General features: G+C 72.3%; 14 protein-coding genes. 4 read left to right on the top strand and 10 right to left on the bottom strand.

Annotated features, from left to right (window positions below; translation table 11 throughout):
* The first annotated feature begins 14 nt into the window (after positions 1 to 14).
* Complete coding sequence (locus ACH4FH_RS18095) at positions 15 to 734, top strand: HAD family hydrolase (protein ID WP_398556841.1); 720 nt, start codon at positions 15 to 17, stop codon at positions 732 to 734.
* Here the strand turns inward: ACH4FH_RS18095 and ACH4FH_RS18090 are convergent.
* Together ACH4FH_RS18090 and ACH4FH_RS18085 are read right to left on the bottom strand one after the other, a co-directional pair.
* On the bottom strand, positions 682 to 2343 hold the full coding sequence (locus tag ACH4FH_RS18090; protein WP_398556840.1) for an AMP-binding protein: 1662 nt from the start codon (positions 2341 to 2343) through the stop codon (positions 682 to 684). The two genes, ACH4FH_RS18095 and ACH4FH_RS18090, sit on opposite strands and share 53 nt — an antisense overlap.
* A gap of 2 nt (positions 2344 to 2345) precedes the next feature.
* On the bottom strand, positions 2346 to 2978 hold the full coding sequence (locus tag ACH4FH_RS18085; RefSeq protein WP_398556839.1) for a TetR/AcrR family transcriptional regulator: 633 nt from the start codon (positions 2976 to 2978) through the stop codon (positions 2346 to 2348).
* A gap of 95 nt (positions 2979 to 3073) precedes the next feature.
* On the opposite strand from ACH4FH_RS18085, the gene ACH4FH_RS18080 reads away from it, so the two are divergent.
* Positions 3074 to 6286 carry a carboxyl transferase domain-containing protein gene (locus tag ACH4FH_RS18080; RefSeq protein ID WP_398556838.1) on the top strand — a complete coding sequence of 1071 codons (3213 nt, stop codon included), beginning with the start codon at positions 3074 to 3076 and terminating at the stop codon, positions 6284 to 6286.
* A 90-nt stretch (positions 6287 to 6376) separates the two neighbouring features.
* Here the strand turns inward: ACH4FH_RS18080 and ACH4FH_RS18075 are convergent, their stop codons facing one another.
* The 5 genes from ACH4FH_RS18075 to ACH4FH_RS18055 form a co-directional block, all read right to left on the bottom strand.
* The gene (locus ACH4FH_RS18075; RefSeq protein WP_398556837.1) at positions 6377 to 7294 is read right to left on the bottom strand and encodes a virginiamycin B lyase; all 918 of its coding nucleotides are present in this window, start codon (positions 7292 to 7294) and stop codon (positions 6377 to 6379) included.
* Between the two features lie 183 nt (positions 7295 to 7477).
* Positions 7478 to 8557, bottom strand: coding sequence for a sugar ABC transporter substrate-binding protein (locus ACH4FH_RS18070; protein WP_398556836.1), 1080 nt, complete (start codon positions 8555 to 8557; stop codon positions 7478 to 7480).
* Between the two features lie 479 nt (positions 8558 to 9036).
* Positions 9037 to 10377: an MFS transporter gene (locus ACH4FH_RS18065; protein ID WP_398556835.1), complete on the bottom strand. Its 1341-nt coding sequence runs from the start codon at positions 10375 to 10377 to the stop codon at positions 9037 to 9039.
* Positions 10374 to 12386, bottom strand: a complete 2013-nt coding sequence (locus tag ACH4FH_RS18060; RefSeq protein ID WP_398556834.1) for a PEP/pyruvate-binding domain-containing protein — start codon at positions 12384 to 12386, stop codon at positions 10374 to 10376. The genes ACH4FH_RS18065 and ACH4FH_RS18060 overlap by 4 nt, the downstream gene beginning before the upstream one ends.
* The gene (locus ACH4FH_RS18055; protein ID WP_398556833.1) at positions 12383 to 13756 is read right to left on the bottom strand and encodes an acetyl-CoA carboxylase biotin carboxylase subunit family protein; all 1374 of its coding nucleotides are present in this window, start codon (positions 13754 to 13756) and stop codon (positions 12383 to 12385) included. Before ACH4FH_RS18055 ends, ACH4FH_RS18060 begins: the two co-directional genes overlap by 4 nt.
* A 368-nt stretch (positions 13757 to 14124) precedes the next feature.
* Between ACH4FH_RS18055 and ACH4FH_RS18050 the strand changes: the two genes are divergently transcribed.
* Positions 14125 to 15405 (top strand): PAS domain-containing protein, encoded by a 1281-nt coding sequence (locus ACH4FH_RS18050; protein WP_398556832.1) that lies wholly within the window; start codon positions 14125 to 14127, stop codon positions 15403 to 15405.
* A gap of 270 nt (positions 15406 to 15675) precedes the next feature.
* Positions 15676 to 16698, top strand: a complete 1023-nt coding sequence (locus ACH4FH_RS18045; RefSeq protein ID WP_398556831.1) for a LacI family DNA-binding transcriptional regulator — start codon at positions 15676 to 15678, stop codon at positions 16696 to 16698.
* Between the two features lie 37 nt (positions 16699 to 16735).
* Here ACH4FH_RS18045 and ACH4FH_RS18040 read toward each other — a convergent pair whose 3' ends face one another.
* Genes ACH4FH_RS18040 through ACH4FH_RS18030 form a run of 3 tightly spaced genes read right to left on the bottom strand, consistent with a single transcriptional unit; the run spans position 16736 to position 19619 of the window.
* A complete protein-coding gene (locus ACH4FH_RS18040; protein ID WP_398556830.1) occupies positions 16736 to 17380 on the bottom strand; it encodes a lactate utilization protein C in 645 nt (214 codons plus the stop codon).
* Positions 17377 to 18867 (bottom strand): LutB/LldF family L-lactate oxidation iron-sulfur protein, encoded by a 1491-nt coding sequence (locus ACH4FH_RS18035; RefSeq protein ID WP_398556829.1) that lies wholly within the window; start codon positions 18865 to 18867, stop codon positions 17377 to 17379. Before ACH4FH_RS18035 ends, ACH4FH_RS18040 begins: the two co-directional genes overlap by 4 nt.
* Positions 18864 to 19619, bottom strand: a complete 756-nt coding sequence (locus ACH4FH_RS18030) for a (Fe-S)-binding protein (protein ID WP_398556828.1) — start codon at positions 19617 to 19619, stop codon at positions 18864 to 18866. Before ACH4FH_RS18030 ends, ACH4FH_RS18035 begins: the two co-directional genes overlap by 4 nt.
* Between the last annotated feature and the right edge of the window lie 103 nt (positions 19620 to 19722).

Genomic DNA, 19722 nt, shown 5'->3' with positions numbered 1-19722 from the left:
GCATGCTGGAGGGCATGAGCACTTCCCCTGCCTCCCCGATCACGCCTGCCACGCCCACACCGGTGATCTTCGACCTCGACGGCACCCTGGTGGACAGCGAGCCGAACTACTACGAGGCGGGCCGCCGGCTGCTGGCCGGATACGGGGTGACCGACTTCAGCTGGGAGCAGCACACCCGCTTCATCGGTATCGGCACCCGCGAGACGCTGGAGATCCTCGCCCGGGAGTTCGGCATCGACGCGCCGCTCGACGAGTTGCTCGCGGGCAAGAACCGGGCCTACCTGGAGCTGGCGCGGGCCCACACCGAGGTCTTCCCGCAGATGCGGGTCTTCGTGGAGGGGCTGCACGCGGCGGGGCATCCGATGGCGGTCGCCTCGGGGTCCTCCCGGGCCGCGATCGAGGCGGTGCTGGCCGGCACGGGGCTCGACGCGCTGCTGACCACGCTCGTGTCGGCCGAGGAGGTCGCGCACGGCAAGCCGGAGCCCGATGTGTTCCTGGAGGCCGCCCGTCGGATGGGGGTCGCCCCGGCGGACTGTGTGGTGCTGGAGGACGCCCCGCCCGGTGCGCTGGCGGCGCACCGGGCGGGCATGCGGTGCATCGCGGTCCCGTATGTGGCGGGGACGGCGGACGACCCGGCGTTCACGAGCGCCGCGCTGCTGTTCAAGGGCGGCCAGGGCGAGTTCACGGCACGGGCCGCCTGCGACTGGCTCGGGCGGCCAGTTCGGTCTTCCTGATCTTTCCGGTAGCGGTCGTCGGCAGCGCGTCGACGAGTTCGAAGAGCGGCAGTTTGTAGCCCGCCATGATGCCGCTCGCCCAGTCCCGCAGGGCGTCGGCGGTGAGCGGGCTGCCGGGGACCGTGCAGACGTAGGCGTACGGGCGCTGACCACGGCGGGCGTCGTCGACGGCGACTACGGCCGCGGCGCGCACCTCGGGGTGCCGGCCGAGCAGCGTCTCAACCTCGGTGGGGAACACGCTCATCCCGCTGACCTTGATCATGTCCTTGTCGCGGCCGTGGTAGTGCAGCGCGCCGTCGGCGTCCAGGCTTCCGATGTCGCCGGTGTGCAGCCAGCCGCCGCGCAGTGCCCGGGCGGTGGCGTCGGGGGCGGACCAGTAGCGGGTGAGGACGGACGGGCCCCGGACGATGATCTCGCCACGCCCACCGACTGGCAGCGGTTCGCCGGTCACGAAGTCCACGACGAGGATGTCCGTGCCCGGCACCGGGAGGCCGCAGAAGACCGGGGCGGTGGTCAGGTCGTGGTCGTCGTCCTGGAAGCCGAGGGTGTGGGTGTCGCTGGTGTGCGTCTCGGTCATGCCGTAGGACGCCTCGCGCAGCACGCCGCCCGCCGCGGCACGCCAGCGTCGGCGTATCTCCGGGGTGAGCTTGCGGATGAAGGAGACGGTGAGCGGCGCGGTGAGGGTGGACAGGTCGCGGCGCGGCAGGTCGGGGTGGTCGAGGAGTTCGAGGTAGTTCTCGACGGTGCCGGCCATGGTGGTGACGCGGTGCCGTTCGACGGCCGCCAGGACCACGCCGGCGTCCCAGCGGGGCAGCAGCACGCCGGTACCGCCGGAGACGAGCGGGGCGAGGATGCCGAGGTTCTCCCCCGCTATCCAGAAGACCGGCAGGAAGCAGAGCGAGACCAGGGGCCGGGCGCGCTCGTCGGGTGCCCGGCCCGCCTCGATGGCGGTCGCGGTGTAGACCATGTGGCGCTGAGTGTGTTCGCAGCCCTTGGGCATACCCGTGGTGCCGCCGGTGTAGTTGAGGGCGGCGAGCACGTCCGGGTCGTCGGCGATGCGGCCGAGCGGGGCGTGCGCGAGCGCGGCGCGCCAGTCGTCGGTGTGGGTGACGAGGGTGTCCCGTACGGCGGTGCCCGCGCGGGCCGCGTCGAGGGCTGGTGCCAGGTCGGCGGCGGTGATGACCAGCACGGCGCCGGAGTCGGCCAGTTCGTGGCGCAGTTCGTCGGTCTTGAACATCGGGTTGACCGGCACGTGGACGGCGCCGAGGCGGAGCACGGCGAGCATCGAGAGCAGGAACTGCGGACAGTTGGGGAGGTGCACGCCCACGCGGTCGCCGAGGCGGACGCCGCGGGCGTCGAGTGCGCCCGCCAGCCGGTCGGCCGCGTCGTCGAGAGCGCCGTAGCTGTAGATCTCCTCGCCGTGCGGGCCGCCGGCGAAGACCAGGGCGGCGCGGCCGGGGTCGGTGCGCGCCCAGTGGTGGACGAGACCGGGCACGGTCACCGGGCCGGGCGGGTCGGGGACGGTGTCCGGCTGCCGTCCCTGCCGGGCGCGGGCCTGGCGGGCGCGCAGATCGTGCAGGTGCTCCTCGATGCGGGTGCGGCGGCTCACGGCTACTCCTTCGGTATCGCGTCGATTCCGAGCAGGTGCAGATACATGGCGGTGACGTCGCGCACGGCGGCGTCCAGCTCGCCGGGCTCGGCGGCGACCAGTCGGGCGAACTGGACGCTCATCCCGCCGACCGCGCGGGCGACCGCGAGCGGGTCGGCGACCGGGGCCAGCGCCCCGGCGGCGGTCATCCGGCGGATGTAACGGGCGGTGCGGTGCACGGGCCGTTCGGTGATCTCCTCCCACAGCGTGCGCACCTCCGCGTCCAGCTGGGCCTGCTGTTCCAACAGCCGTAGCAGGGGCAGGTGTCGGGCGTATGCGGCGATGAAGGCGGCGGTGGAGGCCGCGGCGACGGCGCGCACGTCGTCCGGGTCGGTGCCGGGGACGTCCTGCGCGGCGAGGAACGTGTCCCGCACCCGCACCGCGAGGACGCGGAAGATCTCTTCCTTGGACGCGAAGTAGACGTAGAAACTCGCCCGGGACAGATCCGCCTCAGCGGCGATGTCGGCGATGGTGGCGGGCCCGTAGCCGCGCCGCGCGAAGACCGTCTCCGCGGCGTCCAGCAGCCGGCCGCGGACGGCCGTCTCGGTGCGGTCGCGTGCGGTGCGGGTCGCCCAGGGCTCTTGTCTGCGTGCCACGCCCCGACCTTATTGACGTTGACGCCAATGTCAATGAGCATGACCGTGCCGTCTTCTCGGCCTGCTCGGGCCGTTCGGGAACGTGGAGGTTGTCCATGGGGCCAGCTGCCGTACTCGTCGCCAACCGTGGGGAGATCGCCGTACGGGTGCTGCGCGCCGCGGCCGGGGCGGGATGGCGCACGGCCACCGTGCATGCCGAGGACGACGCGGACGCGGGCGCCGTCCGGCTCGCCGACGAGGCGTACCCGCTGCCCGGCTCGGGCCCCGCGGCGTATCTCGACGCCGGGGCCGTCATCGCGGCGGCCCGGCGGGCCAACTGCGGCTTTCTGCACCCCGGTTACGGCTTCCTGAGCGAGGACGCCGACTTCGCGCGGGCCTGCGCCGCGGCCGGCATCACCTTCGTCGGCCCCTCCCCGCGGGTGCTGGAACTGTTCGGCGACAAGGTGGCGGCTCGCGCGCTCGCCCGGTCGCTGGGAGTGCCGGTGGCGCCCGGCACCGAGGGCCCTACGACCCTGGCGCAGGCCCAGGAGTTCCTCGCCGGGCTCGGCGAGGGAGCAGCGGTGATGATCAAGGCGCTCGGCGGGGGCGGCGGGCGCGGCATGCGGGCGGTGCAGGATCCGCGTGACCTGGACGCGGCGTGGGAGCGGTGCCGGTCGGAGGCACTGCAGGGCTTCGGTCGGGGCGAGCTGTACGTGGAGCAACTGGTCCGCGGCGCCCGGCACATCGAGGTGCAGACGGCGGGGGACGCGACGGGCGCGGTGACCCATCTGTGGGAGCGCGACTGCAGCGCGCAGCGCCGGCACCAGAAGTTGATAGAGATCGCTCCCGCGCCCGGCCTGCCGGAGACCGTGCGGGACGATCTGTTGAAGTGCGCGCTGCGGATGGCGCGCGAGGCGGACTGTACGGGCCTGGTGACCTTCGAATTCCTCGTGGACGGGCCGGAGTTCCACTTCATCGAGGCCAACCCGCGGCTGCAGGTGGAGCACACCGTCACGGAAGAGGTGACGGGCGTGGACCTGGTAGATGTCCAGTTGCGGCTGGCGGCCGGCGCGACGCTGGCGGAGCTGGGACTGTCGGAACCGCCGCCCCGGCCGCGCACCTTCGCGGTGCAGGCGCGGGTGAACGCCGAGGTGACGGGCGCGGACGGGGCGGTGCGCCCTGCCACCGGCACCCTGACCCGCTTCGAGGTGCCCACCGGGCCCGGGGTCCGGGTGGACACCGCGGCGCGCGCGGGCCTGGAGATCGGCGCGCGCTACGACCCGCTGCTCGCGAAGGTCGTGGCGCGGGCGCCGGGCCCGGATGTGGCGGCGGCCTGCGCGCGGGCCCACCGGGCGCTGGGTGAGTTCGCGGTCGAGGGGGTGCGGACAGGGATTGCGCTGCTGCGCGCGGCGCTGGCACATCCTGAGTTCACATCGGGCGGCATCCGCACCTCCTGGATCGAGGAGCGGTGGCCCGAACTCACCTCGGCAGAGGACGGCTTGGCGCTCATCGCGCCGACGGGTGCCGGCACGGGTGAGGTGGTCGCGCCGATGAGCGGCACGGTCGTCACCGTCGAGGTCGGCACCGGCGGGACGGTCCGGGCCGGACAGCAGTTGCTCGTCCTGGAGGCAATGAAGATGGAGCATGTGGTGCGCGCTCCGTCCGCCGGCACGGTGCTGTCCGTGGGCGTAGCGGTGGGCGAGACCGTCGACGAGGGCCGGCCGCTGGTGGCGCTGGCCCCGTCGGACGAGGACGCGCCGGAGGACGAGGCGGCGGAGGCGGCGGATCCGGACGCGATACGCCCCGACCTGGCCGAGGCGCTCCGGCGGCAGGCGATCGGGCTGGACGCCCAGCGGCCCGAGGCCGTCGCCAAACGCCGTGCGCTGGGGCGCCGTACGGCCCGGGAGAACATCGACGACCTGTGCGATCCGGGAAGCTTCACCGAGTTCGGGGCGCTCGCGGTGGCGGCCCAGAAACAGCGGCGCCCGCTGGCGGAGCTGATCGTGGCCACTCCCGCCGACGGCATGGTCACCGGCACCGGGACGGTGGACGGTGCGCCCTGCGTGGCCATGTCCTACGACTACACGGTGCTGGCCGGGACCCAGGGGCATCAAAACCACCGCAAGACCGACCGGATGCTGACGGTGGCAGAGCAACGACGGCTGCCCGTGGTGCTGTTCGCCGAGGGCGGCGGGGGCAGGCCCGGGGACACCGACACCGCCTCGGTCGCCGGCCTGGACGTGATGACGTTCCGGCAGATGGGGCGGCTGAGCGGACTGGTGCCGCTGGTGGGCATCGCCTCCGGACGCTGTTTCGCGGGCAACGCGGCCCTGCTGGGCTGCTGCGATCTGGTGATCGCCACTCCGGAGGCGTCCATCGGCATGGGCGGCCCGGCGATGATCGAGGGCGGCGGGCTGGGCACGTACCGCCCGGAGGAGGTGGGACCGCTCTCCGTCCAGGTGCCGAACGGCGTGGTGGATGTGGCGGTGCCGGACGAAGCGGCGGCGGTGCGCGTCGCCCGTCGCTATCTCTCGTACTTCCAGGGCGTGCACGCGAGTTGGGAGGCGCCCGATCAGCGTCTGCTGCGGCATGCGGTGCCGGAGAACCGGCGGCGCGCGTATCCGGTACGGACGGTGATCGAGGGACTCGCGGACACCGGCTCGGTGCTGGAGCTGCGGGCCGGTTTCGGGACCGGCGTGGTCACCGCGCTGGTGCGTATCGAGGGCCGGCCCATGGGGCTGCTGGCGAACAACCCGGAGCATCTGGGCGGCGCCGTCGACCGGGACGCCGCGGACAAGGCCGCGCGCTTCCTGCAGCTGTGCGACGCGTTCGGCCTGCCGGTGCTGTCACTGTGCGACACCCCGGGGTTCATGGTCGGACCGGACGCCGAACGCACCGCGACCGTACGGCACTTCTCCCGGCTCTTCGTCACCGGCGCCAACCTCTCCGTGCCGCTGGTGTCGGTGATCCTGCGCAAGGCCTACGGGCTGGGCGCGATGGCGATGATGGGCGGCTCCACCCGGGCGCCGCTGGCCACCGCGGCCTGGCCGAGCGGCGAGCTGGGCGGCATGGGCCTGGAGGGGGCGGTGCGGCTCGGCTACCGCAAGGAACTGGCGGCGGTGGCGGATCCGGAGGAGCGCCGACGGGCGTTCGAGGCGCGGGTGGCCGAGCTGTACGAGCACGGTAAGGCGGTGAACGCGGCGGCCGCGCTGGAGATCGATGCGGTCATCGACCCGGCGGGGACCCGGAGTTGGATCGTGTCGGCACTGGCCGGCCACGGTACGGCGGCGCCGGCCGCCAAGCGCCGGCCGTTCGTCGACACCTGGTGAGCGGGCGACCGGACAGACCGGGCTCGGGGCCGGTGGGAGACCGTGACGGACGACCGGCCGCCCCCATCGGGGCGGCCCGGTGATCCGCCGTCAGGCGCCGTCCGAGGTTCCCGGTACGCCGATCCGTATCAGCGAACCGGTTTCCAGCGCGACCCACAGGGCGCCGTCGGAGCCGACGGTGATGCCGTGCGGCTCCGACGCGCGGTCCGGCAGGTCGTATCCGTCGATCCGCCCGTCGGTGGTGATCCGGCCGATCCGCCCGGCGCCCCACTCGGTGAACCACAGGGCACCGTCCGGGCCGGTGACGATGGCGTGCGGGCGGGCATCCTTGTCGTGGAGCGGGAACTCCTCGATGGTGCCGTCGGTGGCGATCCGCGCGATCCGGCCGGCGGCGATCTCCACGCACCACAGCGCACCGTCCGGGCCGGGCGCGATGCCGACCGGGCCGGCGTCCGGGGTGGGCAGCGGGTGGAGGGTGAGGTCCCCGTCCACGGTGATCCGGCCGATGCGGCCGCCGGCCTGGTTGACGGTGAACCAGAGCGCACCGTCGGGTCCGGGCGCGATGACCGAGGCGAAGCCGCCACTGAGGGGCAGCGGATACTCGCTGACCTCCCCGTCGGTGGTGATCCGGCCGATCCGGTCGGCCGCGGACTGGGTGAACCACAGCGCACCGTCGGAGCCGGCGGCGATGCCGAGGGGTCCGGCGGTGGTGCCGGGCAGTGGGAACGAACGGATCTCACCTGCGGTGGTGATCCGCCCGATCCGGTGCGCCTTGAACTCGGTGAACCACAGGGCGCCGTCCGGCCCTGCGGTGATCATCATCGGCCCGCTCGACGCGGACGCCAGGTCATACGTGGTGACGGCGCCCTGTGTGGTGACGCGGGCAATGCCGCCGCCGTGCACCAACGTGCACCAGAGCGCGCCGTCAGGGCCTGTGGTGAGCGCGTAGGGCCCCGCCTCGGGCCCGGCGATGGTGAACTCCTGGAATACGACGTCGTGATGGGGCATCGGTGTGGGCAGTCCTCTCCGCGTTGGCAGGGGGAGGCTATGCCATCGCGTAAGGAAGTACCCAGGCATTTTCCGGGGGTGCGGCGGGCCCGCCCTCGTCCGCCGGTCCAGGCGGACGAGAGCAGCGGACGGGGCACCCGCACACCGTGCCGGGAAGCTCTCCGAGGCGCGGGGAGGCTCCGGTCACTCCAGGCCGAGGGACTTGCACTCCGCGGTGAGGTCCTTGCAGAGCCAGTCGGTGCGCACGACACCGTCCCGCACGACCGTGTCCTCCAAATTCTTCCTGGTCACGATCTGCGCCTCGAACAGCTTTGCGGGGATGCCGGACTTGCTCTTGCTGTCCGCCGTCGCCGGGGTAAGGGACTTGATGCTCTTCCCCTGAAGAAGACGGACGGCGATCTCCGCGGCGGTTTGCGCTTCCGGCCTGACCTCCTTGTAGATGGTGAAGGTCTGACTGCCGCTTACCAGCCGCCGCAGGGCCGGGAGTTCGGCGTCCTGGCCGCCGAGCGGCACATTCTCGACGCCGGCCGACTCCAGCGCTTCGGCAATGCCGCCCGCCATGCCGTCGTTGGCGGAGTAGACCGCGTCGAAACCGGCCGGACCGAGGTCGTCGATGACCTCGCTCATCTTCTTCTTGGCCTCCGCCGCGGACCAGTCCTGGATGTCCTTCTCGTAAACGATCTTGCGGACCTTGCGGTCGAGGATCTCGTGCGCGCCCTTCTTGAAGGACGGGGCGTTCGGGTCGCTCGGCGAGCCGTTCATCATGACGACGTCGGAGGTGGCCGCACGGGAGCCCAGGACAGCGGTGAGGCCCTTGGCCTGGAGCCGGCCGATCTCCTCGTTGTCGTAGGACACGTAGGCGGCGACGTCGCCCTCGGCGAGCCGGTCGTAGGCGACGACCTTGACGCCCTTCTTGGCGGCCTTGTCCACCCAGCTCCGGCTGGCCGCGGCGTCCACCGGATCGAGAATGATGACCCGCACGCCCTTGCTCACCAAGGCGTCGAACTGCCTTTTCTGCGTGGCCACATCCGACTTGGCGTTGCGGTAATCCAATTCGCATTCGAGGCACAGGGAGGCGACTCGCGAAGAAATAATGCGGCGGTCGAATTCCTCGTAACGAGATGCATTGTTCTCCGGCAGGAGCAGTCCAATGGACCGGTTATCCGCCGCTGCGCCGCTATCGTCATTTCCGCAGGCCGCAAGGGGCGCTACGAGCGAAAGCGCCATTGCACCCATGGCGACACGGCGCAGTATTGCATGCATTTCAGGTACCTCCAAAGGGGCCGTCCCTGACCGGCCCGTGAACGGCTGAAGTGAACGTCAATCACGCTCCGCAGTCAAGAATCGAAGCAATAACGATCCGAAAGCGACTTGTGCCTTGACGACCCGAAACGAGGTGATTGGGGTGTTGGTGGTCCGCGCCGGAGCGGGCCCCTCGTGGGCCGGACACCCCCGGGGCCGGCGGATCAACCGGCGCGGACGTGGCGATCGTCACCCCCGTGGGTGGCCGTGCGGGGAGCGTCGCCGCGGACCGGCACGCCCGGGGCCGACGGCCGCACGACCCTCTGCCACGCGACGTCCACACGTTCACCACATTTACCCGGCAGACAAATACACACCGCGCGTGGCTATGCCGTCACACCTTCCCCGCCCGGCACAGCGGATTTTCTCCAGGGGCGGCCGCGGAAACATACCGACAGGGGCACAGGGAGCGGATCCACGAGAAACAGCCGGTATGCCGATCACCTCGCGGGCGCCGGTCCGCGCCGCTCGCTGCGCGCCGCGAGCGACCCGGAGGATTTCCGCCGCCCCGCCCGGCTGCGCAGGGCCAGCTGGACGGCGATGATCACCACGGCGGTCACGATCGCGCTGTGCCACAGCAGCACGTCGAGCCGGTCCGCGGACAGGTAGGCCCCGGCCGCCACGGCGGCCAGCGCGCACACCCCTCGATCGACGATGCTCTCGACGGACAGCAGGGTGGCGCGCGGGGCGAGCGCCGGGATCGCGTCGTTGACCAGCTTGCGTTGGACGGGGTAGGCGAAGCCGGTGGCCGCCGCGAACACACACAGCAGCGCGACCACGGTCCACGGCCCGCCGAGGGTGATGCCGGCCAGCGTGCCCGCCAGCGCGAGGCTGAGCAGGGTCACCCAGGTCGTCGGTGCCGTCCTGCGGCCGAGCCACTGCGGACGCGCCGAGGCCACGGCCTCCGCCACGGTCATCGCCGCCAACACCCCGCCGTGCGCGCTCTCGCCGATGCCGTGGGCCATCAGGATGGGCTGGAAGAGATTGACCTGGCAGATGCGGGAGAGCGTGAACACGGCCACCCCTTGCACCATGAGCAGCGCGAGCCAGGGCGTGGCGCGCACCCAGCGCAGTGCCGCGGCCGCGTCGCGCACCAGCCCACCACGGCGGCGGCCGATGTCGTCGTGGTCGTGGGCTCCCGGCGCCTCGCCCCGGTGCGCCGGGGCCAGGCGCGGCAGTGCGACGGCACAGGCCAGCGAGCCCGCCGCGCTCACGGCGCTCAGCACGTACGGCGTCGGGTGGGCGACGGCCATCAACGGGCCGACCAGGGGCCAGCACATCACCTTCGCGGCGAGCCCCAGGGCGCGGGCGGTGCCCTCGGCCTTCAGATAGTGCTCCTCGCACCGCTCCTCGGCCAGGGCGTCGTACAGGTAGGCGCTGGCGGCGCCGGAGGTCAGGGAACGACCGGCGGCGATCGCCAGGAAGTGCACGAGGAAGCCCGCATACGAGGGAGCGAGCACCGGGACGAGGTTCGCCGCGGTCATCACCACCGCCCCGGCCCGCAGGCAGTTGCGGGCACCGATGCGGTCGGCCACCATCCCGGTCGGGATCTCGCACAGGCAGAACGCGATGTAGTAGATGCTCTGGATCCCGAAGATCTGCCCGTCGGAGAGTCCCGCCTGCCGTTGGTAGGCGTAGAACACCGGCATCCACCACAGCAGGTTGAACAGCAGCTGGAAGCCGTTGTTCAACCGGATGACCCGGCGGGCCACGGGGGTCGGGGGCGGTCCCGCCGGGCGTTGCCGGGCGGTGAGCCGGGGCCCGGGAAGCCGGCGGATCACAGCGCGTAGGGGCGGATCTGGACGAGCCGGAAGTCGCCCTGATCGGTCATCAGCCACTCGATGTCGAGCGGGCTGTCGGTGTCGGACTCGCTGAAGTGGGACTGCAGCAGCCTGCCGGTGAGAGCCAGGTCTGCGAGCCTGCCGCGGGTCACGGCGGGCAGGTCCGCGCCGGACGAGCCGAGCGCCACCGTGCGGCCGCCGCCCTCCACGGTGTTGTAGAGGTACTGCTGCGGCAGCGTCGTCCCGTCGACGACCGTCTCGGGAGAGCCCGGTGAGCAGTTGAGGTAGACGTTGCGGAAGTCTTCGCGCCGGGTCGGGTTGCAGGTCACCAGCACACCCCCGAGGTCCGCGGGGACGTACTGCTGGATGATCACCCCCATGTAGGTGTCGTCCAGCGAGATGCCGACCTGGTGGCGCAGCCGCACGCTGCGCGGCGACAGCAGGGAGGCCCACACCTGGCGTACCGCGGCCAGGAGTTCGTCGGCGCCGCGGACGGTGGTGACCGAGTCGTAGACCCCGGCCGCGGAGAACCCGGGCAGGTCCTCGGCGTTGGAGGAGGAGCGCACCACCAGGCGGCTGCCCGCGGCGAGCGGCGCGGGAAACGCCTGAGTGATCTGCCGGGTCACCTCGTCCGGCATCGGGGCGTGGCGGACGACGTGTTGCAGGTGCAGGCAGAGCGAGTCGAGCACCTCGACCGCGTCGAGTTCCAGCGCCATCTTGAGCTTGCCGATGCCCTGTTGCAGGGCCGGCGAGGAGATGAGAAAGCGGTGCTGCAGCGCGAACGGCAGGGCGACTCCGTCGGGAGCCGCGACGGTACGTGCGGCGAACGCGGCCGCCGCCGACCGGAGCTCGGCGGCGGTGGCGTCCGTGGTGCCGAGGCGGGCCGCGAGGTGGCCGTACAGATCGGTGCGGGGCGGCCGGGGCCGGGCGTAGAACGCGGTGAGGTCGGCGGTACGGCTGTCGAGGACGTGGTGCAGCTCCCCGAGGTTGGCCGCCTTGGTTCCGTAGCGGTCCCGGTCGGCGCGGCGCAGCCGGTGCAGGGACAGGGCCGGGACGTCCTCCAGCAGCGGCGGTTCCATCCGGATCCGCTGCTGGTGCCACGTCGGGGCCTGCAGGGCGGGGGCGTTCGCCAGCGGCGCGAGGGTGATCTCGTCGTCCCGCACCCGGTAGCGGACCCAGGCGCCGTTCAGGTCGTCCTGTTCGACGAGCTGCGGCAGGTCGCGGACGATCGCGTTGGGGATGCCCCAGCCGGAGGCGAGGACGTTGGTGTGGGAGAGCGGTGTGATGGGCGCGGTGTTGACGAAGCCGGCGACGCGCGGCACGTCGTCGGGCAGGCAGGCCATGGCGACGATGTCCGACCAGCCCAGTCCGGCGGCGACCGCCTCGTACTCCTCGCTGGTCGCGAAGTAGCGCAGCCGGCCGGTGGCCTCGCCCGGGTTGAGCGGGGTGCGGGTGCGGTTGCCGAAGAGCTCGTGGCTGAGGATCCGGGGCACCCGGACCCCGCTGATGGCGGTCAGTTCGTGTTCCTGACCGTGGTTGGCGGGCTTCAGCAGCAGCGGCAGGCGGCCGTCGACCCGGCTGCGGACGAATGTGTAGAAGTCTTCGAGCAGGGCGCCGTGCATGGTGTCGGCTTCGGTCGTCTCCAGGACGAGGAAGGGCCGTTCGCGGCTTTCGACGTCCTCGTCGGTGTGCAGGGAGAGCACGCCGAGGAGGAAGCGGCGCTCGGGGTCCGCGTACACCGAGGCGTTGAAGGCGTCCAAGGTCTCGTCCAGGGCCGTCAGTTCCATGCCGAGGATCCGGGTGGCGACGTAGTTGACGTGGAACGGGTGGACGGCGGTGTCGAGGAGATGCCAGGTGTTCTCGGTGCGGTCGACGACGACTTTCAGATAGGGGTGGCCGGCCAGCACTCCGGAGAGGGTGCGAAACAGCGGCAGCGAGAGGTTCTCGCCGACGACGGTGCGGTCGGTGTGCGGGCCCGGCGCCCCGAGCGTGAGCAGTTCGGTGGTCATGACGGGTCCTTCTCGGGGGCGACGGCGGGGAGGACGTGCGGCAGGGCGTCGACCAGGGTGCGGAAGTCGCCGAGGACGGTCTGCGGGTCGTCGGCGGAGAGCAGGCAGAGCGCCGCCATGGTGTTGGCGCCGGCGGCCGGGTCGTAGACCGGGACCACGGCGCCGTCGGGGAGGGAGTTCTCGGCCACGACGAACAGGCGGCTACCGTCACCGAGGGGGACGCCACGGGTCACCGCGGGGAAGTCCCAGACGCGCCGGTCCGGCCAGGGCTCACCGGCCCCGTCGACGGCCAGGACAACGAGCGAACCGGCCGCGCCCCGCGCCTCCTTCGGCGTACGGGCCCGTTCCGGCCAGATCACCGGGCGTCCCAGCAGGTGGTCGACGAGCATGCCGATGAGGTCGAGGCCGAAGACCTCCTCGATCTGCGGGACGGTCATCGCGCCGCCGAACCGGGCGGCCGTCTCGATCACCCACATCCGGCCGTCCGCACCGAGCTTGATCTCGGTGTGCGTACCGCAGTTCGCCAGGCCAAGCGCGTCCACGGCGTCCCGCGCGAGGGCCACCACCCGGTCCTGGGCGTCCTGCGGGAGCAGGGCCGGGGTGATGCCGGCGCGTTCGGTGAACGGTGCGACGGTCGGCATGCGGCCGCTGAGGCAGACCGGCCGGAAGTCGCCGTCGACGACGACGCCTTCGACGCTCACGTAGTCGCCCCACCCGGGCTCGTCGAACCAGTCCTCGGCCGAGCCCGTCACGATCTCCTCGACGAGGAAGTCCGCGCCGGCGCCTGCCACATGGAGTTCGGCGTAGCCGAGCTGAGCGGATTCGGCCATCACCGCACGCGACCGCTCCCAGGCCGCGCGCACCTCCCGCTCGGAGCAGATGATCTGGTGCGCGGTGGAGCCGGCGCTCCAGGCCGCCTTCAGCAGCAGAGGGAAGTCGAGAGCGGTGGCCGCGTCGTGCAGGTCCTGTTCGCAGGCGACCGGGCGGAACCGGGGCTGGGATATGCCCTGTTCCTGCCAGGTGCGTCGCATCATCCGCTTGTCGCGGGCGAGGACGCAGGAGGGGCCCGGGCCGGCGAGGCCGAGCTTCTCGCACGCCTCGGCGACGGCCACGACCGCGTACTCGGAGAAGGTGACGATCGCGTCCGCGCCGACGGCCTGGGCGCGGGCGACGATCAGGGAGACCAGGTCGTGCTGCTCCTGCGCGGTGGGGACCAGGACCGAGGCGCAGCGCCGCTCCGCGGTCGAGGCCAGGGTGGGAGGAAGTGCGCTGAGCGCCAACAGGTGCACTGCCGACCTCGCGGCGACCCGTGACAGAGCATGGCCGAGGGGCGGGCCGCCCTTGGCATGCACGTACAGCACCTTGCTCACAGGAATGCAACTCCTTCACGGAAAAGGGGTGGGGCGTCAAGAGGTGGACGGCGTCACCGGCGGACGGCGCGTCAAGGTGGCGGAAGGGGCGCCTCCAACGGGGCGCCTGCCACCCCTCAAGCGAAGCAGCCCCGAGGCTCCCGGGAAACCGCTTCGGGCGTCAGAGGGTCAGGCAAGTGCCAGAGTTGTGGGCGCCGTTGGGCAGGTGTGAAGGATCCGTGATGACGTATGGCGGGAGCGGCGGTGCGATGCCACCCGCCGGAGACCTCCCAGGTCGGCCGAGAACCGGGCTTGCGCGGGAACCGGACGGGATACGCATCGCGGTGTCACATCGCGCCAACCGGTTGAAACTTGATGGAAAGGTCGTCGTGGACGAGACCAGTCTCAAAGCGCTGCTCACACACCTCCCCGTGTCCTGGTGGGAGACCGACGGGCAGCTGCACGTCATCGACAGCGGCGGCGGCGCCTTCGGCGACACGCGGACGGCACAGCGGTTCCTCGACACACTGCGGCCCGATCTCGCCGCGAACACCGCCGGCCCCCGTCATTGGCACGCCCGGTTCGACGGTCGGGTCTTCGAGGTGAGCTGGCCCCTCGACGGCGCCGCCGGCCGCGGCCGCACCCGTGGACTTGCGGTGGAGGTCGACGCCAGGACCGCCCCCGGGCGCCGCTACGACGCGTTCGCCGACCTGGCCCCCGCCGCGGCCTTCATCCGGGACGAGAACGGGCGCTACCTGTGGACGAACCACGCCTACGCGCACCTCTACGGCGCCACTCCCCCGGACATCATCGGCAAGCACCTCAAGGACTTCGACTCCCCTGACGACGCCGCGCAGTTCCTCGCGCTCGACCGGGAGATCCTCGCCCACGGCAGGCCGGTGCGGCACACTCTGACGTACCACCGCGCCGACGGCAGCGACGGACACGCGGCGGGCCACCGCTTCCCCGTCCTGGAGGGCTCGCAGACCTGCGTGGCGGGCATCTACGTGGACATCACCGACTCCACGCGCGCGCTGCGCCAGCGCCGCGAGGCCGAGGAGAGCCTGCACGCGCTGCGCGACCACAGCGGGCTGCCCTGCGCCCTGATCTCGGCCGGGGGACGGATCAGGCAGGCGAGCGCCGCGGCCGCGGAACTGCTCCAGACCCGGCTCTCGGACCTCATCGGCCGCCGTGCCGACACCGTGCTGGCCCCGGCCCCGGAGCTCGACCTGCTGCACCACAGATGGAACGACCTGATAGCCCGCCGCAGCAGGCGGATCGAGACCTCCGTGGTGTTCCTGGACGCTCACGGCCGGCAGCGGCGGGCCCGGCTGCATCTGACGACGGTGGGCCGGACCTCGACGCGCGCGGCACACGTCTGGGCGGTCGTCACCCACCAGGGGCTCGCGCACGAGGTCCAACCGCCGCTCACCGCAAGCCAGATCCGCATCCTGTCCCTGCTGGCAGTGGGGCGCAGCAACGGGGAGATCGCCACGTCGTTGCGGCTCTCCCGGCAGACCGTCGACTACCACCTGCGACGGCTGCGCGATCTCCTCGGCGCCGCGACCAGACCCGCTCTGGTCGCCCGTGCGTACGTCCTGGGCATCCTCGCCCCCCAAGCCTGGCCGCCGCGTTCGGCCACGGCCACCCATCCACTCAGCCCCACCTGAGCGGAGCGGCGGCGGGCCGCTCCGGGGCGGGGCGCCGGTCGCCTGCGAGGACGGTCTGGGCGCGCAGAACGACCGGCCGGGGGCCGGTCGCGTTCCCGGGACGGGCGGCGGACCTCCCGCCCTGCCGCGCCCCACGTAAACTCACCCGGGACGGGGCAGGGGCACACCGACCGCGGAACGGACGCGAGTGACCTGCCCGGTCATCCAAGGGTCCGTGGGACCAGTGCCCGTGTGCCCGACGCAGCTCGCATCGCTGGAGGTTTCCGCCCGATGGCACCGTCCGTGGGTATCAAGGACGTCGCCCGCGCCGCCGGGGTTTCCGTGGGCACGGTCTCGAATGTCATCAACCGCCCGGAGGCCGTCGCCTCGGGCACCCGGGAACGGGTCCTGTCGGCCATCGACCGCCTCGGTTACGTCCGCAGCGAGTCCGCGCGACAGCTGCGCGCGGGGCACAGCCGCATCATGGGGCTGCTCGTCCTCGACATGGGCAACCCGTTCTTCGTCGACGTCGCACGCGGCGCGGAACGGGCCGCGCGCGCGGCCGGGCTCGGGGTGATGGTGTGCACCAGCGCCCAGAGCCCGACCGAGGAGGCCGAGTACCTGTCGCTCTTCGCCGAGCAGCGGGTCCGCGGCGTCCTCCTGACCCCCGCCGACGCGACCGGCCGCAACATCGCGGCCTTCCGCCGGCACAACATCCCCTTCGTGCTCCTCGACCGGGTCGCCGAGGGCACCTCCGAATGCTCCGTCTCCGTCGACGATGTCACCGGCGGCGCCCTCGCCGTACGCCACCTCGTCACCGCGGGGCACCGCGGCATCGCCTACGTCAGCGGCCCGTCCACGCTCCAGCAGGTCAAGGACCGGCGCACCGGCGCGCTCCAGGCCCTGGCCGAGGCCGGGCTCCCCGCCGAGTCGCTGCGCGAGCTGCCCAGCAAACGCCTCGACGTGGCCGCCGGGCGGGACGCCGGCGCCCGGCTCCTGGGCCTCACCGAGCGGCCCACCGCCGTCTTCTGCGCCAACGATCTGCTGGCGCTCGGCGTCCTCCAGGAGATGTACGCGGCGGGGGTGCGGGTCCCCGAGGACATCGCGATCGTCGGCTACGACGACATCGAGTTCGCGGCCGCGGCGGCGGTCCCGCTCACGTCCGTGCGGCAGCCCGCCGTCACCATGGGTGCCATGGCGGCCGAACTCCTCCTGGAGGAGATCGAGACGGAGGGCGAAGGCGGCCACGAGCACCGGCGTGAGGTCCTCCAGCCGGAACTGGTCGTGCGGCGCTCCAGCCTGGCACCGCACTGACCACTTCCGGCCAGGGCCGCGAACGCCTCGGGGCGGGTCAGGCCCCGCTCACCAGCACCACCTCCAGGGTGCGTGGACCGTGCACCCCCTCGACCCGGTCCAGCTCGATGTCGCTGGTGGCCGACGGGCCCGAGATCCAGGTCAGGGGGCGGCTCGGGTCGAGGAGCCCCATCGCGAGCGGCAGCGAGGCGACGACCTGCTCCGGCGCCCGCACCACGCAGATGTGGTGGTCGGGGACCAGCGTGATCCGGCGCCGCCCCTGGTCCGGGCCGCCGTCCAGGACGAGCGTGCCGGTCTCGGCGATCGCCACGGCGCAGCCCGTCACCACGCTGTCCGTGCCGTCGAGCCGCGCGGGAGCGAGCGCGGCCTCGTCGTGGACACGCGTCGGACCGCCGTCGGGCAGCCATCCGGACGGCAGGCCCGGCGGCACCACCACCGTCCGCGAGCCACGCTCGGCGAGCAACCGCGCCAGGAGGGCGGGCAGCCCGCCGGAATCCGTACGGTGCACCAGCGCGCGGTAGTCCGCCAGGTTCTCGGCGAGCAGCTCGACGGCCTGCTCGGGGGTGCGCCTACCGTGCTCGCGCAGATAGCCGCGGTCCACCGCCGACGAGTAGTCCTGCGGTTCGCGTGCCGGCCCCAGCGCCCGGCGCACTCGGCCGAGGACCCTGTCCCTGCTGCTCATGCGCTGTCCTTTCCGCCGGGCTGCCGGGTGCGCCGCCACCAGTCACGGAAGGGCTCCGCGGGCACCGGCGGCAGGTCGCGGGTCGCGCTCCAGGCCCGGCCGGGGCCAGGCAGCGTCCTGGGGTGGAGGCGGCGGGTGCGCGAGGCGAGCCGCTGGCCGGCCCGCAGCGCCGCGGGATGGCTGAAGGCCCAGCGCGCGGCCCGCATCGCGGCACGCTCGGCGGCGTGTCCCTTCGCGGGCCTCAAGGTGACCTTCGCCCCGTGACGGGTGACCTCGCCGCCCTGCACCACGCGCTCGCGGAGGTGCACCAGGACCTCGGGAATGTCGATGGCGACGGGGCAGACCTCGTAGCAGGCTCCGCAGAGGCTGGACGCGTACGGCAGCGAGGCGTCGATCTCGCTCTGGGTGCCCCGTAGTTGAGGGCTGAGGATGGCGCCGATCGGGCCGGGGTAGACGGAGCCGTACGCGTGCCCGCCCGCCCGCTCGTACACCGGGCACACGTTGAGGCACGCCGAGCAGCGGATGCAGCGCAGTGCCTGACGCCCGACCTCGTCGGCAAGGGTGTCGGTGCGCCCGTTGTCGAGGAGAACGAGGTGGAAGGCCCGCGGGCCGTCCCCCTCGGCGGCGGCGGTGGTCCCGGTCCACATCGAGGTGTAGGGGTTCATCCGCTCCGCCGTCGAGGAGCGGGGCAGCGTCTGGAGGAACACCTCCATGTCGCGCCAGGTCGGCACGGTCTTCTCGATGCCGACGACCGAGATCAGGGTCTCGGGGAGAGTGAGGCACATCCGGCCGTTGCCCTCGGACTCGACGACGACCAGCGTGCCGGTCTCGGCGACCATGAAGTTGGCGCCGGAGATGCCGACCTTGGCGCGCAGGAACTTCTCGCGGAGGTGGAGCCGGGCGGCCTCGGCGAGTTCGGCGGGGGTGTCGGTCAGCCCTTCGGGCGCCGGGCGGCCCCACGCGCTCATCTCCCGCCGGAAGATGTCACGGATCTCGCCACGGTTTCGGTGGATGGCCGGGACGAGAAGGTGTGAGGGCCGGTCCTTGCCGAGCTGCACGATGAGTTCGGCGAGGTCGGTCTCGTAGGCGCGGATGCCCTCGGCCTCCAGCGCCTCGTTCAGACCGGTCTCCTGGGTGGCCATCGACTTGACCTTGACGACTTCCCGCTCGCCGGTCTCACGCACCAGGCGGGTCACGATCCGGTTGGCCTCGGCCGCGTCGGCCGCCCAGTGCACGGTGCCGCCGGCCGCCGTGACCGATTCCTCCAACTGCACCAGATAGTGGTCCAGATGGCGCAGGGTGTGGTCCTTGATCTGCTTGCCCGCCTCGCGCAGCTCCGCCCAGTCCGCCAGCTCGGAGACCGCCTGGGCCCGCTTGTCACGGATGGTGTGCGTGGCGTGCCGCAGATTGGCGCGCAGCGTCCGGTCGCGCACGGCATCGTGCGCGGCTTGCGGAAAGGCGGGCATGCCCAGATACGTGCCGCTCATGACAGGGGCTCCTCTTCCGTGCTCGCCAGGATCTCCGCGAGGTGGACCGGGCGCAGCGGCGTACGCAGCCGTGCCATGGTGCCGCCGAGGTGCATCAGGCAGGAGTTGTCCGCCGCGCACAGGACCGCGGCGCCGGTCGACTCGGCGTTGCGTACCTTGTCGGTGCCCATCGCGGCCGAGACATCGGAGTTCTTGACGGCGAAGGTGCCGCCGAATCCGCAGCACTCCTCGGCGCCGGGCAGTTCGACGAGTTCGAGGCCGCGGACGGCTTCGAGCAGCCGGCGCGGCCGGTCGCCGAGCCCGAGGGAGCGCAGCCCGTGGCAGGTCGGGTGGTAGGTCACGGTGTGCGGGTACCAGGCACCGACGTCGCTCACGCCGAGCACGTCCACCAGGAACTCGGTGAGTTCGTAGGTCTTGGGGACCACCGGTGCGAGCGCCGTCGCCAGGTCCTCGCCGCGGCCCTCCGCACAGGCCCGTTCGCCCATGCGCGGATACAGCTCGCGCACCATCGCACCGCACGACCCGGAGGGCGTGACGATCGCGTCGTGGTCCGCGAACACCTCGGCGAAATTGCGGGCGAGCGGCTCCGCCTGCCGGCGGTAGCCGGTGTTGTAGTGGGCCTGCCCGCAGCAGGTCTGGCCCATCGGGAAGTCCACCTCGACGCCGAGCCTGGTCAGCAGTTTCACCACCGCCCGACCGGTGTCCGGATAGAGCGTGTCGTTGACACAGGTCAGAAACAGGGCGACACGCACCTCGGCCCCTTCGGTTCGTTCGGTTCGTTCGGTTGGTTCGGCACGTTCGGTCGTTGCTCGGACGGGTGCGGCGGGCCGGCCACCGGGGCGAGAGGGTGCCTCA

Origin of the sequence: Streptomyces sp. NPDC017993, from assembly GCF_044328065.1 — a bacterium.
In the GTDB taxonomy this organism is placed as follows: domain Bacteria; phylum Actinomycetota; class Actinomycetes; order Streptomycetales; family Streptomycetaceae; genus Streptomyces.
The sequence above is the reverse complement of the archived record's forward strand: the minus strand, read 5'-3'. Positions and strand labels throughout refer to the sequence as shown.